The following is a 17,020-nucleotide window of genomic DNA, read 5'->3' on the forward strand; positions in this document are numbered from 1 at the left end:
CTGCGGCACCGAGGAGCAGCCACCATGTCTTACAAGAACTTCAAGGTTGAGACCGATTCCGACGGCATCGCGCTCGTCACCTGGGACATCCCGGGCCGTTCGATGAACGTGCTCGACGAGACCTCGACCAATGAGCTCGATGCGATCGTCAAGGCAACCACCGCTGACGCGGCCGTGAAGGGCATCGTCATCACCTCTGCCAAGGAAGCGTTCTGCGCCGGTGCCGACTTGTCCATGCTCGAGGGCATGAACCAGGCCTACGCCAAGGTGTTCAAGGAGCAGGGCGAAACCGCCGCGAACCAGATGCTGTTCGACCAGAGCCGGCGCTTCTCGCAGGTGCTGCGCTCGATCGAGATCTCGGGCAAGCCGTGGGCGGCCGCGATCAACGGCCTCGCGCTCGGCGGCGGCTTCGAGATCACGCTGTGCTGCCACTACCGCGTGGCGGCCGAGAATCCCAAGACGCGCCTCGGCCTGCCCGAGGTCAAGGTCGGCCTGTTTCCGGGCGCCGGCGGCACGCAGCGCGTGCCGCGCCTGGTGCCGCCGCAGGACGCGATGACCATCCTGCTCAAGGGCGACCCCGTCACGGTCGAGAAGGCCAAGGCGCTGAATTTGATTCACGCCATCGTTCCTGCCGCCGACCTCATCAAGGCCGCGAAGGACTGGATCAAGGGCGGCGGCAAGGCGGTCGCGCCCTGGGACGAGAAGGGCTTCAAGCTGCCGGGAGGTCCGGTGTTCTCCAAAGCCGGCATGATGATGTTCCCCGCCGGCAACGCGATCTATCGCCGCGAGACCTACGACAATTATCCGGCCGCGCGCGCCATCATGAGCTGCGTCTATGAGGGCCTGCAGCTGCCGATCGACGCCGCTTTGCGCGTGGAGTCGCGCTACTTCACCTCGGTGCTGCGCTCGAAGGAGGCGGCCGCGATGATCCGCAGCCTGTTCCTGTCGATGCAGGAGCTCAACAAGGGCGCGCGCCGCCCGAAGGACGTGCCGCCGACCAAGGCGAAGAAGATCGCCGTGATCGGCGCCGGCTTCATGGGCGCCAGCGTCGGCTATGTCTCGGCCCGTGCCGGCCTCGACGTCGTCCTGATCGATCGCGACCAGGAGAGCGCCGACAAGGGCAAGGCGCACGCGCAGAAGGTGATCGAGGACCAGATCAAGAAGGGCCGCGCCAAGCCGGCCGACGCTGAAGCGCTGCTCGCGCGCATCACGGCGACGGCGGATTACGCCTCGCTCGAGGATGTCGATCTCGTCATCGAGGCGGTGTTCGAGGATCGCAAGGTCAAGGCGGAGACCTTCGCCAAGGCGCAGCAATATCTCAAGCCGGATGTGATCTTCGCGTCCAACACCTCGACGCTGCCGATCACCTCGCTGGCCGAGAGTTTCAGGGATCAGGGCAAGTTCATCGGCATTCACTTCTTCTCGCCGGTCGAGAAGATGATGCTGGTCGAGATCATCCTCGGCAAGAACACCGGCGACGTCGCGCTGGCGACCGCGCTCGACTATGTCCGCCAGATCGGCAAGACGCCGATCGTGGTGAACGACTCTCGCGGCTTCTTCGCCAATCGCTGCGTCGGCCGCTATGTCGCCGAAGGCAACGAGATGTTCCTCGAAGGCGTGCCGCCGGCGATGATCGAGAACTGCGCCAAGATGGCCGGCATGCCGGTCGGCCCGCTCTCGCTGTCGGACGAAGTCGCGCTCGACCTCGGCCTCAAGATCATGAAGGCGACCGAAGCCGATCTCGGCCCCAACGCCATCAATCCCGATCAGAAGAAGCTGATGGTGGAGATGGTCGAGAAGCAGGGCCGGCTCGGCCGCAAGAACAGCAAGGGCTTCTACGACTATCCTGAGAAGGGCAAGGGCCAGAAGAGCCTGTGGCCTGGCCTCTCGGCGCTGCAGCCGAAGCAGCTCGACCCCGATACGCTCGATATCGAGGAGCTGAAGCAGCGCTTCCTGGTCGTACAGGCCGTGGAAGCCGCGCGCACGGTGGAGGATCACGTCATCACCGATCCGCGCGAGGCGGATGTCGGCTCGATCCTCGGCTTCGGCTTCGCGCCGTTCACCGGTGGCACGCTGTCCTATATCGACTTCATGGGCACGAAGAAGTTCGTCGAACTTTGCCACAAGCTGGAGGCGAAATACGGCTCGCGCTTCACGCCGCCGAAACTCCTGGAAGAGATGGCAGCGAAGGGCGAGACGTTCTACGGACGCTTCGCGCCCAAGAAGGCGGCGGCCTGAGAGAGGCCTGTAGCCCTGATGGAGCGTGAGCGAAATCCGGGTTACGCAGAGACAAAAATGCCGGATCATTGATCCGGCATTTTTTATTTTCCATCTCAGAACGGCGCGAATGCGCGGCCCGATACCGTCTCGTCGGCGGGACTGGCGTTCCAGCCGCCTTCGTCGTTCCGGCCACGCTCGCTCGGCACCACTCTTGCTGATCATCCACCGGATGACCCATTGGCATTGAAGGTGTCCCGCAATGATCCCCCCGGTGTCTCAAGGCAGCGCAGCCGGCGTTGCGGTGAGATGCGCTCCCCTATTGCTGCTGGTTCGGCCGTGGCCGCGCCGCAGGCTGCTCCGGCTGCGCAGAAAGATTCCTTCGTGGGTCGGCCTGGCCCTACTCGTCCTCGCCTTTGACATGGCGCTGGCCGTGCTTGCCTGGTTCGCCGTCGGTCTCGTCCTGCACTGAAAGCTCCCCTCTGTGCACGTAGAAGGTCGCCGCCAGATAGGCGACCTGGCCGGCAATCAGGCAGCCGACGACGATTGGAACGCCCGTCCAAAAGCCAAAGCCCGAGGTCTGAAGCACCGTTGCGGCAAGGATCGCGGTCACCGGCGAGACCAGCAACAGAGCCCAGACTCGGAAGAATAGCCCCGTCGCCAAGCCAGTGATTGCGCTCGCGAGCAGCAGGAGGAGTACGGTCGTCACGATAGCTGTCCGGTCCAGCGGTCTGCGTCGTGTCCCGCGCTGAAGCTGAGCCAAGTGGATTGCTCCCACAAGGATGGTGACGACCGCGGAGCGCACAACGCAGAGTTATTGTTAACCCTGACAATGCTCGTAAAATTGACGTCAGTGCGCCTCGAAATTTCGGATTCCGCGAGCGACCGGATCGTCGGTCCGGCTCTTCGGCGTCCCGCCCGTCCCGCTCCGTGAAAGGCGGACCAACCTTCTTGGAACTGGCGCGGGCGGGCGCCAGCGCCTCGGCTCAAGCCGGATCGCCGGTCATCTGGACAATCACACGGCCTTCGGTCACGATCTCATCGCAGTCGAGGCCCAGCGCAGGGGACCTGGCCCCCAAGGGGTTCAGCTTCAGGTCATCCTCGCCATTTTCGAGCTTCTTGGCGCCGATTCGACCTCGACCAGCTCATCGGCCAGGCGGGCTTCCAGGACCGCGATCCGGGGACAGTGGACAGGCACCGGGCGAAGCGTACGGTTTCACGGAATTTCCTCCGCCTGAAGCTTGGTTCGGCCGAAAGGACGACTACATGCACCTGCTTGAAATAGTCAAGATTGATGCAGGTGCATCAAATGGAGTAAGAGACGGGCGACGAGCTTGAGCGGGACCATGAAACGCAGACCATCGACCGAGGCAACAGCCGCCTGGATCCGCCTGATGCGGGTGCAGAGCCGCGTGCTCGACTGCGTCGAGCAGGATTTGAAGAAGGCCGGCTTCCCACCCCTGGCCTGGTATGACGCGCTGCTCGAATTGTCGCGGGCCCCCTCGGGCGAGCTGCGGCCGGTCGAACTCGAGCGGCAGATGCTGATCCCGCAATATTCTACCTCGCGGCTGATCGACCGCCTGGTCGACGAGGGCCTTGCCTCGCGGCGCGAATGCAAGATCGACAAGCGCGGCCAGTTCGTCGAGATCACGGAAGCCGGCCGCGAGCTGCAGAAGCGGATGTGGGGCGCCTATTCGGCTGCGATCGAGAAATATGTCGGTTCGAAACTGTCGGATGCCGATGCCGTCAAGCTCAGCAGTCTGCTCGACCGCCTGGGCTGCTCGTGCGGCGAGATGAAACTGCCGCCCGCGGGCGTCAACGAAAGCATGCCGTCGCGATGATTGCGCGGCAAACCCGCTCATCCGCGCAACCGGTGGGTTCGCGGGCCATCCCTGTCACCCGCGCGCGTTCGGTCGAAGCGCTTTTTGAATAGAGTTTGATATGGCGCGAGACCAGATCGATATGACGCCGCTGCAATCACGCGACGAGCTCGTCGCGTGGTTCGAGGCCGGCTGCAAGGACCCGTCCGAATTCCGCATGGGCACCGAGCACGAGAAGACGCCGTTCACGCTCGACGGCCACCGTCCGGTGCCTTACGGGGGGGCGCGCGGCATCGGTGCGCTGCTCGAAGGCATGAAGCTCCTGCTCGGCTGGGAGCCGATCATGGAGCAGGGCAACATCATCGGCCTCTACGATGTCACGGGCGGCGGTGCGATCTCGCTCGAGCCCGGCGGACAGTTCGAGCTCTCCGGCGCGCCGGTCGAGAACGTGCACCAGACCCAGAGCGAGTTGATGGCGCATCTTGCGCAGGTGCGCGAGATCGCAGCGCCGCTCGGCATCGGCTTCCTCGGGCTCGGCATGACGCCGTCCTGGTCGCGCGCCGATATCCCGGTGATGCCCAAGGGCCGCTACAAGATCATGACCAATTACATGCCGAAGGTCGGTCAGTACGGCCTCGACATGATGTACCGGACTTGCACGGTGCAGACCAATCTCGACTTCTCCTCCGAAGCCGACATGGTCAAGAAGCTGCGCGTCTCGCTCGCGCTCCAGCCGGTCGCGACTGCGCTGTTCGCCAATTCGCCGTTCACCGAGGGCAAGCCGAATGGCTTCCTCTCTTTCCGGTCCGAGATCTGGCGCGACACCGACAACGCGCGCGCCGGCATGATGCCGTGGGCGTTCGACGACGGCATGGGATTCGAGCGCTATGTCGACTACGCGCTCGACGTGCCCATGTATTTCGTCAAGCGCGGCGAGGAGTACATCGACGTGTCGGGCTCCTCGTTCCGCGCGTTCTTCGATGGCCGCAACAACAATCTTCCCGGCGAGCGTCCGACGCTGTCGGACTGGGCCAACCATCTCTCGACGATCTTCCCGGAAGTGCGGCTCAAGCGTTATCTCGAGATGCGCGGCTCCGACGGCGGACCGTGGGGCCGTCTGCCGGCGCTGCCGGCATTCTGGGTCGGGCTGCTCTACGATGGGGCTTCGCTCGATGCCGCCTGGGACATGGTGAAGCACTGGAGTGCGCATGAGCGTCAGGCCTTGCGCGATGACGTGCCGCGCTTCGGCTTCAAGGCGCGGATCAAGGATCGCTATCTGTTCGAGATCGCCAAGGAGTGCCTCGTTCTGGCTCATGCCGGCCTGCGCCGCCGCGGCCGAATTGACCAGCTTGGCCGCGATGAGACCCGGCACCTCGAGCCGCTCGATCGCATCATCGATTCCGGCCGGACGCCGGCCGAGGAGATGCTGGAGAAGTTCAACGGTCCTTGGAAAGGCTCGGTGGAACCAGCCTACGCGGAGTATGCGTTCTAGACCTTGTTTGAGCATGATCTTCTCGGATAATCGCGTCACACTTTGCGCTAACACGGCCGTTGGGGTCATGCGTTAGGCCAACGATCCGGATTTCAGCCGTTCATCGCCCATACAGGTTTGCGGCGATCAAATGACCGGCCGAAAAACCTGAGCGTCGTCAATAACTCGAAAGCTGTTCTGATGGGGAAGGGCCGCCTGTCCGGGGCCGTCATGGCCAGCGTCGCGGCATGTGTCACGCTGCTTTCGCTCGCATTTGCGAGTGTGCCGGCGCCTGCCCAGACGGCGTTCGATCGGCCCGGCGGCGACTATTTCAGCACGCCGGTCACCTCGGGCGATCCCGAGGATTGCGCGCTGCTGTGCGAGCGCGATCGCCGCTGCCGCTCCTGGAGCTTCAGTTATCCCGACGTCGACGGTGCCGCGGCGGTGTGCTGGCTGAAGAACAGCGTGCCGGCGCGCGTGCCGGGAAGTTGCTGTATCTCGGGGGTCCGCGGCGCCGGCGTGATCGAGCCGCGCGTCGAGGGCGTCGAGAGCTCGATCGACCGCCCTGGCGGCGATTTGCGCAATTTCGAGCTCAAGGACGGTGAAAGCGTCGAGGCCTGCAAGGCCGCCTGCACCGCCGACAACAAATGCCGTGCGTTCACCTATGCCCGCCCCGGCTATACCGGGCGTGAGGCGCGCTGTTTCCTGAAGAAGGAGATCAAGCCGCCGCGAAGGAAGGCGGGATTCACGTCGGGCGTGGTGCGGTAGTCGTTGTCACGTGCCCCGGGCGCGGCGGAGCACGAAGTGATGCGCGGCTGAACTAGGGCCACGCCACACAGGGATCCGATGTGCCATGGGTCCCGGCTCTGCGCCGCATCGTTTCACGATGCGACTTGTCCGGGACACGAGCATCACTCCGCCGCAATCACCGTAAGCTCGGGCCAGAGCGCCTTCCATCGCGCGGCCTTCGCCTCATAATTGGCGATTGAGAAATTTTCCGCCCGGTTGGGCCGCACGATCAATCTCCCGACGTCGTCGAAGCCGTGCGGGGCGTAGACCTCGTAGCCATCGGCAGCGCGCCTCACTCCGATTTGCGTGTTCTGCGTCAGGAAGCGATCGATGCCGTCTGCCGTGCAGCTTAGCGGCGGGTAGGGCAGGCCGTGCTTGGCGGGGTACCATAGATGCACGCGCGCCTGGTTGCGGGCCTCGATTTTGGCACCGAGATGCGCGAGCCGCGCGTGCAGCGTGCGGATCACCGCGTCCTCGGCCTCCCATGACGTATCAGGATCGAAATAGAACACGTCGTAATCTGCGATGCCGTGATCGATCGCACGGCGCGTGAGCATGTTCCACACGGTCTGCACCAGGCATCCCGAAACCAGCCACGCATCCGGCAGCGCGAGGCGATGGAGCTCGTCTAGAATCGTGGCGTTGACCGGATTGCGCAAGGCAAGAGCGAGGAATTCGTCTCTTCTCACCCAATGACCAGTCAATGCACGGCGGTGAAGAACCGCGCCAGCCTGAACCCGGACAGCCAGGTCCACACCGGCTGGCCGCGCATGCCGAGATCCCAGGAGCCGAGCACCGCATCGGCACGGCCGATCAGATTGTCGATCGGCAAGAGGCCGACACCGCCGGAGCGCAGCGGCACGCGGCTATCGGCGGAATTGTCGCGGTTGTCGCCGAGCACGAAGAGGTGACCAGCGGGCACCGTCACTTCGGGCGTGTTGTCGAGCGGACCGCTGTCGCGCATCTTGAAGATCAGATGCGAGACGCCGTTCGGCAGCGTCTCGACGTAGCGATAGGCGGGCTCGCTGCCGCCATGGTCGTCCTCCGCGGCGCCGACGCCATCGGGCTTCAGCTCGGCGGGGCGGTCGTTGATGAAGAGCTGGCCTTGCCGCATCTGGATGCGGTCGCCGGGCAGGCCCACGACGCGCTTGACCCAGGCCTGCGAGCGATCGCCGGGCCAGCGGAAGACCACGACGTCGCCGAGCTTCGGCGTCTCCGCGAAGACGCGGCCGCTCTCGGGCAGGCTGATCTGGATCGGCAGCGACGAGGTGCCGTAGCCATAGGGGAATTTCGAGGCGAGCAGCGCATCGCCGATCAACAGCGTCGGCTCCATCGAGCCCGACGGCACGTAGAACGGCTCGGCAAGCGCGCCCTTGGCGATGAAGACCGCGGCGACGATGCCGGCGAGCTGAGCGATCTGTCCACCCCAGCCGCTGCTTTTGCGCTTGGCGGGCGCAGTTACTTTCTCAACACTCATGCGCCTGTTCCACCTACCGTAATGCGTTCCATCAGCAGCGACGGTTGGCCGACGCCGACAGGCACGCCCTGGCCATTCTTGCCGCAGGTGCCGATCCCGGTGTCGAGCGCGAGGTCGTTGCCGATCATGCGGATGCGATGCAGGTCGGTCGGCCCGTTGCCGATCAGCATGGCGCCCTTCAAAGGCGCACCGATCTTGCCGTTCTCGATCTTGTAGGCCTCGGTGCACTGGAACACGTATTTGCCCGAGGTGATGTCGACCTGGCCGCCACCGAAATTCGCGGCGAACACGCCGTTCTTCACCGAGGCGATGATCTCGCCCGGCTCGCGGTCGCCCGCGAGCATGTAGGTGTTGGTCATGCGCGGCATCGGCACATGGGCATAACCCTGGCGACGGCCGTTGCCGGTCGGCTTCATGTTCATCAGCCGTGCGTTCTGACGATCCTGCATGTAGCCGACGAGGATGCCGTCCTCGATCAGCACGGTGCGATTGGTCGGCGTGCCCTCGTCGTCGATCGACAGCGAGCCGCGCCGCGAGGCAATGGTGCCGTCGTCGACCACGGTGACGCCCTTGGCCGCGACCTGCTGGCCCATCAAGCCGGCAAATGCCGACGTCTTCTTGCGGTTGAAGTCGCCTTCGAGGCCATGGCCGACCGCTTCATGCAACATCACGCCGGGCCAGCCGGCGCCGAGCACGACGTCCATTTCGCCGGCGGGGGCGGGAATCGATTCCAGGTTGACGAGCGCTTCGCGCAGCGCGCCGTCGGCGGCCTCGCGCCAGGACTTGGTCGCGATGAACTCGGCATAGCCGGCGCGGCCGCCATAGCCCTTGCTGCCGCTCTCCTGGCGGTCGCCCTGGCCGGCGACGACGGAGATGTTGACGCGCACCAGCGGACGGATGTCGCGATAGCTCTCGCCGTCGGGCCGCAGGATCTCGACGACCTGCCAGGTCGCGCCGAGACTCACGCTGACCTGCCGCACCCGCGGATCCTTGTCGCGCAGGTAAGCGTCGATCTCGGCCAGCAGCTTGACTTTGGTCTCGAAGCCCGGCGCATCGAGCGGGTTGTCGTCGCCATAGAGCCGCACATTGGTGTGCGCCGGCGGTGCGGCGAAGCTGCCGGAGTAGCCGCCGCGCACGGCAGCGACGGCGTCCGCGGCGCGAATCAGCGCCGGCAGCGACACGTCGGAGGAATGCGCGTAACCGACCGCGTCGTCCTTGACGGCGCGCAGGCCGAACCCCTGCGAGGTGTCGTAGGTCGCCTGCTTCAGCCGCCCATTGTCGAACATCAGCGCTTCGGTCTGGCTGTATTCCAGGAACAATTCGCCGTCGTCAGCGCCCGAAAGCCCGCGCGCGATCTCGTGGCGAACCTGGTCGCGGTCGAGATTGGCACGGTCGAGCAGGGAGGTTGTGGCAGGGTTGGTCATTCGTCCGTCCATTATCGGAAGATGTGGGGCAAGATAATGGTTTCGGACCGGTTCCGCGAGGGCGCCAGGTCTCACATTACGGAAACAATAGGATTGCCAGTTCAGCCGCCCCTACGGCAGCTTGTCGTACCCCTCACCCAGCCCGTTCAGGCTGAGCGGGAAGCCGATGCCTTCTTCCGGGGTCTCGAAGATGATGAAGGTCGCGGTCTTGGCGCTGCGGAGCTGGCCGAGCAGCTTGTCCTCCAGGACGACCTCGGCGACGCAGCCGTTGGGGAGGCAGCGGACGAAGCCGGCGCGACCGACGTCCTGGTTGTCGAGCTTGAGGCCGAGGCCGGAGGGCAACAGGACCCCGAGCGGGGCGACCACGCGCATCAGGCGGCTCTTCTGGTCGGCGGTCTTGAGCACGATCACGGTCAGGCCGGCATTGGAGCGGTCTTCCGCCACCACGCTCTGGATCAGGGCGCACTGCTCGGTCTGGGCGCCCGGCGGGGTGTCGCAGCGGATCTGCCAGTCGCCATGGACGGAGCGTACCGCGCCCTGCGCATGGGCAAGGCCCGGCAGCGCGAGGAGGACGATCGCAGCCACGAGGGCGGCCAGCGCCCGGAGGCCGTTCGCCGGCCTTGCCATCGATCTCGAAAGCCCCATCGGGTCGGTCCCTCTGCTCGCCTGGGTCACTCGCACCCTGGCGGACTGATACGGGAATGACGGCGTCTTGAAGGCGATTCCCAAGCAAATTCCGCGCCGCCCACACCGCCATCGCCCGCTCGAATCAGGCTCCTGCGCGGCTGCCTGCCAGTGCCTAACGCGGGCAATTCCGCTGTCAAGCCGCAGCTTCCCGGGAAGCGGTATTTTTGTCTGATGTTGCTGGGAAATATCCTGCCGGTGATGGCTGGCAGACCAGGCTCAAGACTGCATTGCGATAGATCAAGAATTATGGTTTGAGAGGCTTGATTTCGCGTTCTAGCGATCTGGCCCCGATTCCTCTTAGAGGTATTCTTGCGTGGCGGTTTGTCGGACTGGCGGATCGAATAAGCGTTTCCCGGAAACAGGGGAACGCACTTGGGGTGATTTCGTAAGGGGAGCGCGAACGGCATGAGGATGTCGATGGGTCGGGTGGGCCGGCAATTGCTGGGATTGGCCACCATCGCCTTGGTGGCGGCTGGCGTCACGCTGGCGACGGGTGGTGCGGCATTCGCCGAGCTCGGGCAGCCGGCTCCGTGGGAGTGGACGCTCCAGCAGTCCGGTTCCCCGGTGATGGACAACATCGTCTGGTTCCACAATTTCCTGTTCGTGCTGATCACCCTGATCACGCTGTTCGTCCTGGCGCTGCTCGTGATCGTGGTCGTCAAGTTCAACGCGAAGGCCAATCCGGTCCCGTCGCGGACCACCCACAACACGCTGATCGAGGTGGCCTGGACGCTCGTTCCGGTGCTGATCCTGGTCGGAATCTCGGTGCCGTCGTTCCGGCTTCTGTTCCTGGAGCTCGACGTGCCGAAGGCGGATCTGACCATCAAGGCGACCGGCAAGCAGTGGTACTGGTCGTATGCCTATCCCGATAACGGCAAGTTCGAGTTCGACTCGCTGATGGCGCAGGACAAGCAGCCCCGTCTGCTCGGCGTCGACAACGAGATGGTGGTGCCGGTCAACAAGGTGATTCGCGTCCAGACCACCGGCGCCGACGTCATCCATGCCTTTGCGGTGCCGGCATTCGGCATCAAGATCGACGCCATTCCGGGCCGTCTGAACGAGACCTGGTTCAAGGCCACCAAGACCGGCATGTACTACGGTCAGTGCTCGGAACTGTGCGGCAAGGATCACGCCTTCATGCCGATCGCCGTGCGCGTGGTGAGCGACCAGGAGTTCGCCTCCTGGATCGAGACGGCGAAGAAGAAGTTTGCGAGCGGCGGCACCAGCACCTACGCCTCCGCGGCCGGCCCGACGCAGTAAGCGTCGGATGACGGCTTGAGGGACTGAAAGCGACAAAAGGGCGGGACCTCCAGAGGTCCGAATGGGACGCAAGGCAGGATTTGAAAATGGCAACGAGCGCAGCGGCACACGGCGATCACGCGCAAGCCCACGGACATGACGAGCACGCCCATCCGACCGGATGGCGGCGCTACGTCTATTCGACCAACCACAAGGACATCGGCACGATGTACCTGATCTTCGCGGTCATCGCCGGCATCATCGGTGCCGCGATGTCGATCGCGATCCGGGCCGAGCTGATGTATCCGGGCGTGCAGATCTTCCATGAGACGCACACCTACAATGTGTTCGTGACCTCTCACGGCCTGATCATGATCTTCTTCATGGTCATGCCGGCGATGATCGGCGGCTTCGGCAACTGGTTCGTGCCGCTGATGATCGGCGCGCCCGACATGGCGTTCCCGCGCATGAACAACATCTCGTTCTGGCTGCTGCCGGCGTCCTTCGCGCTGCTGCTGATGTCGACCTTCGTCGAGGGCGAGCCGGGCGCCAACGGCGTCGGCGCCGGCTGGACCATGTACGTGCCGCTGTCGAGCTCCGGCCATCCGGGCCCGGCCGTCGACTTCGCCATCCTGTCGCTGCATCTGGCGGGCGCCTCGTCGATCCTCGGTGCCATCAACTTCATCACGACCATCTTCAACATGCGCGCGCCGGGCATGACCCTGCACAAGATGCCGCTGTTCGTGTGGTCGATCCTGGTGACGGTGTTCCTGCTGCTGTTGTCGCTGCCGGTGCTCGCCGGTGCGATCACCATGCTGCTCACCGACCGCAATTTCGGCACGACGTTCTTCGCGCCCGACGGCGGCGGCGACCCCGTGCTGTTCCAGCATCTGTTCTGGTTCTTCGGTCACCCCGAGGTGTACATCCTGATCCTGCCGGGCTTCGGCATGATCAGCCAGATCGTCTCGACCTTCTCGCGCAAGCCCGTGTTCGGTTATCTCGGCATGGCCTATGCCATGGTCGCGATCGGCGGCATCGGCTTCGTGGTGTGGGCGCACCACATGTATACGGTCGGCATGTCCTCGGCGACGCAGGCCTACTTCGTCGCGGCCACGATGGTCATCGCCGTTCCGACCGGCGTGAAGATCTTCTCCTGGGTCGCCACGATGTGGGGCGGCTCGATCGAATTCCGCGCCCCGATGATCTGGGCGGTGGGATTCATCTTCCTGTTCACGATCGGCGGCGTCACCGGCGTCGTGCTGGCGAACGCGGGTGTCGATCGCGTGCTCCAGGAGACCTACTACGTCGTCGCGCACTTCCACTACGTGCTGTCGCTCGGTGCGGTGTTCGCGATCTTCGCCGGCTGGTACTACTGGTTCCCGAAGATGTCGGGCTACATGTACAATGAGAGCCTCGCCAAGCTGCACTTCTGGGTCACCTTCATCGGTGTCAACCTGGTGTTCTTCCCGCAGCACTTCCTCGGCCTGTCGGGCATGCCGCGCCGTTACGTCGACTATCCCGATGCCTTCGCGGGCTGGAATCTGGTCTCGTCGGTCGGCTCCTACATCTCCGGCTTCGGCGTGCTGATCTTCCTGTACTGCGTGATCGACGCCTTCGCCCGCAAGGTGCCGGCGGGCGACAACCCCTGGGGTGCCGGCGCGACCACGCTGGAGTGGACGCTGTCCTCGCCGCCACCGTTCCACCAATTCGAAGTGCTGCCCCGCGTGCAGTAAGCAATCTCCCGCGGCGCCCGTGACGGGCGCCGCGGCGCTGTAACGAAACGAGTAGATCTAAGTGTCCGTCCTCGACCATAACGCCATCGACATCAATCCCCGCATCTCCGAAGCGGAGGTCGGCGACTACATCGCGCTGCTCAAGCCGCGGGTGATGTCGCTGGTGATCTTCACTGCGCTGGTCGGAATGGCAATGGCGCCCGGGCATTTCCATCCCGTGTTGGCGATCACCTCGCTGCTCTGCATCGCGGTCGGTGCCGGCGCCTCCGGGGCACTCAACATGGCGCTCGAAGGCGACATCGACGCCAAGATGTCGCGCACGGCGAACCGGCCGATTCCGCGCGGACGCATCACCCGTCCCGAGGCCATGACGTTCGGCATGACGCTCGCCTTCTTCTCGGTGATGACGCTCGGCATCCTCGTCAACTGGATCGCGGGCGCGCTGCTCGCCTTCACCATCTTCTTCTACGTCGTGATTTACACCCTCTGGCTGAAGCGCTGGACCGCGCAGAACATCGTGATCGGCGGCGCCGCCGGCGCGCTGCCGCCGGTGGTGGCGTGGGCATCGGTGACGGGCACGGTCGATGTCGAGCCGCTGCTGCTGTTCGCCATCATCTTCTTCTGGACGCCGCCGCATTTCTGGGCGCTGGCGCTGTTCCGCTCCGACGACTATGCGCGCGCCGGCATTCCGATGCTGCCCAACGTCGCCGGTCCCGACGCGACCCGCCTCCAGATCCTGCTCTACACGATCGTGCTGATCGCGGTGGCCGCGACGCCCTGGGCGCTCGGCTATTTCGACGCCGTCTACGGCATCGTCTCGCTGATCCTCGGCGCCGGCATGCTGGTGCTCGCGATCAACGTCTATATGCGGCGCGAACGCAGCCAGTCGCTGCGCGCGACCCGCAAGCTGTTTGCCTTCTCGATCCTGTATCTGTTCGCGCTGTTCGCGACCCTGCTGGCCGAGGTCGTGTATCGGGCGCTTGCTCCGATGGTTGGGGGCGCATGAGGCAGGAATGGCTGACAAACCCGAGCCAAATGGAATCGTCCTCACCGAGGCGCAGCAGAAGAGCCGTCGTCAGCGTTCGATCGCAATCGCGCTCGCGCTGGGCGTGCTCGTGGTGCTGTTCTTCGCCGTCACCATGGTCAAGGGGCCGGCAGTACTAGTGCGGCCGATGTAGGGAAGATGGGTCACGAGCCGACCATATCGCGGGATCAGAGCCGGACAGCCGCCAAAGGCCGCCGCGGCGGCCGGTTCAGTGGTCTTGGCCGCGACGCGTTGGTCGCCTCGATCTGCGGCGGCGTGGTCGCGCTGATGGTCGGTGCTTCCTACGCGGCGGTGCCGTTCTACAACTGGTTCTGCCGCGCCACCGGCTTCAACGGCACGACGCAGGTTGCGACCTCGGCGCCGGCCAACGGCCCGATCGCGCGGAAGATCTCGGTGCGCTTCGATTCCAACGTCGCGCCCGGCCTGCCCTGGAAGTTCGAGCCGGAGCAGAGCGAGATCGAAGTCAATATCGGCCAGGTCGTGACCGTCTTCTACACCGTGACCAATCAGGCCGCGCGCACCACTGCGGGCCAGGCCGCCTACAACGTCGCGCCGCTGACGGTCGGCTCCTACTTCCAGAAGATCAACTGCTTCTGCTTCACCGAGCAGACCATGGCGCCCGGCGAGAAGCGCGAGATGCCGGTCGTGTTCTACGTCGATCCCTCGATCGCCGAGGACCACGAGAATGACGGGCTGAATACGATCACGCTGTCCTACACGTTCTACCCGGTGAAGGATCCGGTGGTGAAGCCGCTCGCCGCCGGCGAGAACGACAAACGCAAGGGAAATCTTTGACCGCCGGGCTCACGCTCGGGCGGTTGGAAACAAGGGGATAAGTGCCTGATAGGCACGGGATTGAGGAGAGAGACGGAAATGGCCACGGCGCATACCAAGCATCACGACTATCACCTGGTCGATCCCTCGCCCTGGCCGGCTGTCGGCTCGCTCTCGGCATTCATCATGGCGGTCGGCGCGATCGCCTGGATGCACCACATGTTCTCCGCGGCGCCGATCGTGTTCGGTGTCGGCACCGTGGGCGTGCTCTACACCATGACGAGCTGGTGGGCCGACGTGATCAAGGAAGCCCAGTACAAGGGCGACCACACCCGCGTCGTGCAGCTGCATCACCGCTACGGCATGATCCTGTTCATCGCCTCCGAGGTGATGTTCTTCGTCGCCTGGTTCTGGGCTTATTTCAACGCGGCGCTGTTTCCGGCCGACGCCGTCCACGCCACCCGCGATGCGGTGTTCGGCTGTGGTCTCGGCACCCAGCCCGGTGCCTGCTCCGTCCCCGGCACCTGGCCGCCGAAGGGCATCGAGACCTTCGATCCCTGGCATCTGCCGCTGCTGAACACGCTGATCCTGCTCACGTCGGGCACCACCGTGACCTGGGCGCACCACGCGCTGCTCGAGAACGACCGCCAGGGCCTGAAATACGGGCTGATCCTCACCGTCCTCCTGGGCGCCGCCTTCACCTGTGTGCAGGCCTATGAATACAGCCACGCGGCGTTTTCCTTCGCCGGCAACGTCTACGGCGCGACCTTCTTCATGGCGACCGGCTTCCACGGCTTCCACGTGCTGGTCGGCACCATCTTCCTGATCGTGTGCCTTGCCCGCGCCTATGCCGGCCACTTCACGCCGAAGCAGCATCTCGGTTTCGAGTTCGCCGCCTGGTACTGGCACTTCGTCGACGTGGTCTGGCTGTTCCTGTTTCTCTGCATCTATGTCTGGGGACACGGCGCCGAGACCATGGCCCACGGCGCGCACTAAAGCATGATCCGGAAAAGTGCGAAGCGGTTTTCCGGAAAGATCATGCGTAAACAACAAGCTAAAGCGCGATGACGAGTCTCCAAATCTCATCGCGCTTCAGCCGTATCGAACCGATCAGAAAGGGCGGCCGCAGGGCCGCCCTTTCGCTTTCCGGCCGCCGGATGTTTCGGCGGAAACTGTGATAGAGTCCGCCATCATGAACGACAGCGCCGGCACACCCCAATCCGAAACCACGGTCCTGCAAAGCGCGCTGCGCGGGCTCGCCTGCAAATGCCCGCGCTGCGGCCAGGGCAAGCTCTATGCGGGGTTCCTGACGCTCGCGCCGGCTTGCGACCGTTGCGGCCTCGATTACGCCTTCATCGATACCGGCGATGGTCCGGCGATCTTCATCATCATGCTCGCCGGTGCCATCGTGGTCGGTTGCGCGCTCGTCGTCGAGGTCAAGTACCAACCGCCGTTCTGGCTGCATGCGGTGCTCTGGCTGCCGCTGATCCTCGCCACCACGCTGTTGCCGCTGCGTGCGATGAAATCGTTGCTGATCGCGCTGCAGTTTCACCACAAGGCGGCGCCGGGCCGGTTGGTCGATCGCGCGAAATGAACGAGCCTGCGCGCAAGGCCCGCGTGGCCGGCTTCGCGCTGTTCACGCTGCTCCTGACGGCTGTGTTCGTCGCGCTCGGTGTCTGGCAGTTGCAGCGCCGGACAGCCAAGCACGCGCTCATTGCGGCACTCACCGAACGGCTCGCGGCATCGCCGACGGCGCTGCCGCCGTCCGCGCAATGGACCGCGCTGAATCCTGCCCGCGATGAATTCCGCCGCGTCAGCTTCACCGCGACCTATGCAGCCCTGCCCGATGCGATGGTTTATTCCTCCGGCTCTGCGGTGCGCAAGGACGCCTCCGGCCCGGGCACCTGGGCCTTCCTGCCGGCGCGGCTTCCCAGCGGCGAGACGGTCGTGATCGATGCGGGCTTCGTCGAGAACACGATGCAGGACCGCGGTGTCGAGGACCGCGCGGTGAAGAAGCTCGTCACGGGCCAACCGATTGAGCTCACCGGCTATCTGCGCTTTCCCGAGGCGCCCGGCTGGCTGACGCCGGCGGAGAATCGCGACAAGCGGCTTTGGTTCGTGCGCGATCATCTGGGAATCGCAAGCGCGCTCGGCTGGGGCGCGGTTGCGCCGTTCTATATCGATCTCGAGCAGCCCGCGCCCGCGAACGGCATTCCGCGTCCGGGCCCACTGGAGGTGAATCTGAAGGACGACCACCTGCAATATGCTGTTACCTGGTTCACGCTTGCGGGCGCCGTGCTGATCGTCTTCGCCGTGTGGGCAAGAGGCCGGCGCCAGAGCTGAG

General features: G+C 64.7%; 17 protein-coding genes and 1 pseudogene. 12 read left to right on the plus strand and 6 right to left on the minus strand.

Annotated elements, in window-relative coordinates; translation table 11 throughout:
• Positions 1–24: 24 nt before the first annotated feature.
• Positions 25–2,238, plus strand: a complete 2,214-nt coding sequence (locus BRAD3257_RS03550) for an FAD-dependent oxidoreductase (protein WP_122400688.1) — start codon at positions 25–27, stop codon at positions 2,236–2,238.
• 379 nt (positions 2,239–2,617) lie between these two features.
• Here BRAD3257_RS03550 and BRAD3257_RS03555 read toward each other — a convergent pair whose 3' ends face one another.
• Positions 2,618–2,926 (minus strand): hypothetical protein, encoded by a 309-nt coding sequence (locus BRAD3257_RS03555; protein WP_129143443.1) that lies wholly within the window; start codon positions 2,924–2,926, stop codon positions 2,618–2,620.
• Positions 2,927–3,206: 280 nt separating this feature from the next.
• Positions 3,207–3,437, minus strand: a pseudogene (locus tag BRAD3257_RS40695) (glutathione S-transferase family protein); the annotation flags it as partial.
• A gap of 126 nt (positions 3,438–3,563) precedes the next feature.
• On the opposite strand from BRAD3257_RS40695, the gene BRAD3257_RS03565 reads away from it, so the two are divergent.
• The 3 genes from BRAD3257_RS03565 to BRAD3257_RS03575 all read left to right on the plus strand — a co-directional run bounded on the left by BRAD3257_RS03565 (position 3,564) and on the right by BRAD3257_RS03575 (position 6,276).
• Positions 3,564–4,058, plus strand: coding sequence for a MarR family winged helix-turn-helix transcriptional regulator (locus BRAD3257_RS03565; RefSeq protein WP_122400690.1), 495 nt, complete (start codon positions 3,564–3,566; stop codon positions 4,056–4,058).
• A 100-nt stretch (positions 4,059–4,158) separates the two neighbouring features.
• Entirely contained in the window at positions 4,159–5,529 is a 1,371-nt protein-coding gene (locus BRAD3257_RS03570; RefSeq protein WP_122400691.1) for a glutamate--cysteine ligase, read from the plus strand.
• A 180-nt stretch (positions 5,530–5,709) separates the two neighbouring features.
• A complete protein-coding gene (locus BRAD3257_RS03575) occupies positions 5,710–6,276 on the plus strand; it encodes a PAN domain-containing protein (protein ID WP_122400692.1) in 567 nt (188 codons plus the stop codon).
• A gap of 143 nt (positions 6,277–6,419) precedes the next feature.
• Here the strand turns inward: BRAD3257_RS03575 and BRAD3257_RS03580 are convergent, their stop codons facing one another.
• The 4 genes from BRAD3257_RS03580 to BRAD3257_RS03595 all read right to left on the minus strand — a co-directional run bounded on the left by BRAD3257_RS03580 (position 6,420) and on the right by BRAD3257_RS03595 (position 9,843).
• Complete coding sequence (locus BRAD3257_RS03580) at positions 6,420–6,986, minus strand: nucleotidyltransferase family protein (protein ID WP_122400693.1); 567 nt, start codon at positions 6,984–6,986, stop codon at positions 6,420–6,422.
• Positions 6,987–6,997: 11 nt separating this feature from the next.
• The gene (gene lepB / locus BRAD3257_RS03585; protein WP_122400694.1) at positions 6,998–7,774 is read right to left on the minus strand and encodes a signal peptidase I; all 777 of its coding nucleotides are present in this window, start codon (positions 7,772–7,774) and stop codon (positions 6,998–7,000) included.
• Positions 7,771–9,198: a metalloprotease TldD gene (gene tldD / locus BRAD3257_RS03590; RefSeq protein WP_122400695.1), complete on the minus strand. Its 1,428-nt coding sequence runs from the start codon at positions 9,196–9,198 to the stop codon at positions 7,771–7,773. Before tldD ends, lepB begins: the two co-directional genes overlap by 4 nt.
• Positions 9,199–9,309: 111 nt before the next feature.
• Positions 9,310–9,843, minus strand: coding sequence for an invasion associated locus B family protein (locus BRAD3257_RS03595; protein ID WP_122400696.1), 534 nt, complete (start codon positions 9,841–9,843; stop codon positions 9,310–9,312).
• 447 nt (positions 9,844–10,290) lie between these two features.
• On the opposite strand from BRAD3257_RS03595, the gene coxB reads away from it, so the two are divergent.
• The 8 genes from coxB to BRAD3257_RS03635 all read left to right on the plus strand — a co-directional run bounded on the left by coxB (position 10,291) and on the right by BRAD3257_RS03635 (position 17,019).
• Positions 10,291–11,145 carry a cytochrome c oxidase subunit II gene (gene coxB, locus BRAD3257_RS03600; RefSeq protein ID WP_122400697.1) on the plus strand — a complete coding sequence of 285 codons (855 nt, stop codon included), beginning with the start codon at positions 10,291–10,293 and terminating at the stop codon, positions 11,143–11,145.
• Positions 11,146–11,231: 86 nt separating this feature from the next.
• Positions 11,232–12,857 carry a cytochrome c oxidase subunit I gene (gene ctaD, locus BRAD3257_RS03605; protein WP_122400698.1) on the plus strand — a complete coding sequence of 542 codons (1,626 nt, stop codon included), beginning with the start codon at positions 11,232–11,234 and terminating at the stop codon, positions 12,855–12,857.
• 61 nt (positions 12,858–12,918) lie between these two features.
• On the plus strand, positions 12,919–13,863 hold the full coding sequence (locus BRAD3257_RS03610; RefSeq protein ID WP_122400699.1) for a heme o synthase: 945 nt from the start codon (positions 12,919–12,921) through the stop codon (positions 13,861–13,863).
• A 7-nt stretch (positions 13,864–13,870) separates the two neighbouring features.
• Positions 13,871–14,035: a CoxF protein gene (locus BRAD3257_RS03615; RefSeq protein WP_122400700.1), complete on the plus strand. Its 165-nt coding sequence runs from the start codon at positions 13,871–13,873 to the stop codon at positions 14,033–14,035.
• A 5-nt stretch (positions 14,036–14,040) separates the two neighbouring features.
• The gene (locus tag BRAD3257_RS03620; protein WP_122400701.1) at positions 14,041–14,697 is read left to right on the plus strand and encodes a cytochrome c oxidase assembly protein; all 657 of its coding nucleotides are present in this window, start codon (positions 14,041–14,043) and stop codon (positions 14,695–14,697) included.
• A gap of 78 nt (positions 14,698–14,775) precedes the next feature.
• Positions 14,776–15,672 (plus strand): cytochrome c oxidase subunit 3, encoded by an 897-nt coding sequence (locus BRAD3257_RS03625; RefSeq protein WP_122400702.1) that lies wholly within the window; start codon positions 14,776–14,778, stop codon positions 15,670–15,672.
• Between the two features lie 196 nt (positions 15,673–15,868).
• Complete coding sequence (locus tag BRAD3257_RS03630) at positions 15,869–16,270, plus strand: DUF983 domain-containing protein (RefSeq protein ID WP_122400703.1); 402 nt, start codon at positions 15,869–15,871, stop codon at positions 16,268–16,270.
• Positions 16,267–17,019, plus strand: a complete 753-nt coding sequence (locus BRAD3257_RS03635) for an SURF1 family protein (RefSeq protein ID WP_122400704.1) — start codon at positions 16,267–16,269, stop codon at positions 17,017–17,019. Before BRAD3257_RS03630 ends, BRAD3257_RS03635 begins: the two co-directional genes overlap by 4 nt.
• Position 17,020 lies beyond the last annotated feature (1 nt).

Source organism: Bradyrhizobium vignae, assembly GCF_900324035.1.
GTDB classification, from domain to species: domain Bacteria; phylum Pseudomonadota; class Alphaproteobacteria; order Rhizobiales; family Xanthobacteraceae; genus Bradyrhizobium; species Bradyrhizobium vignae.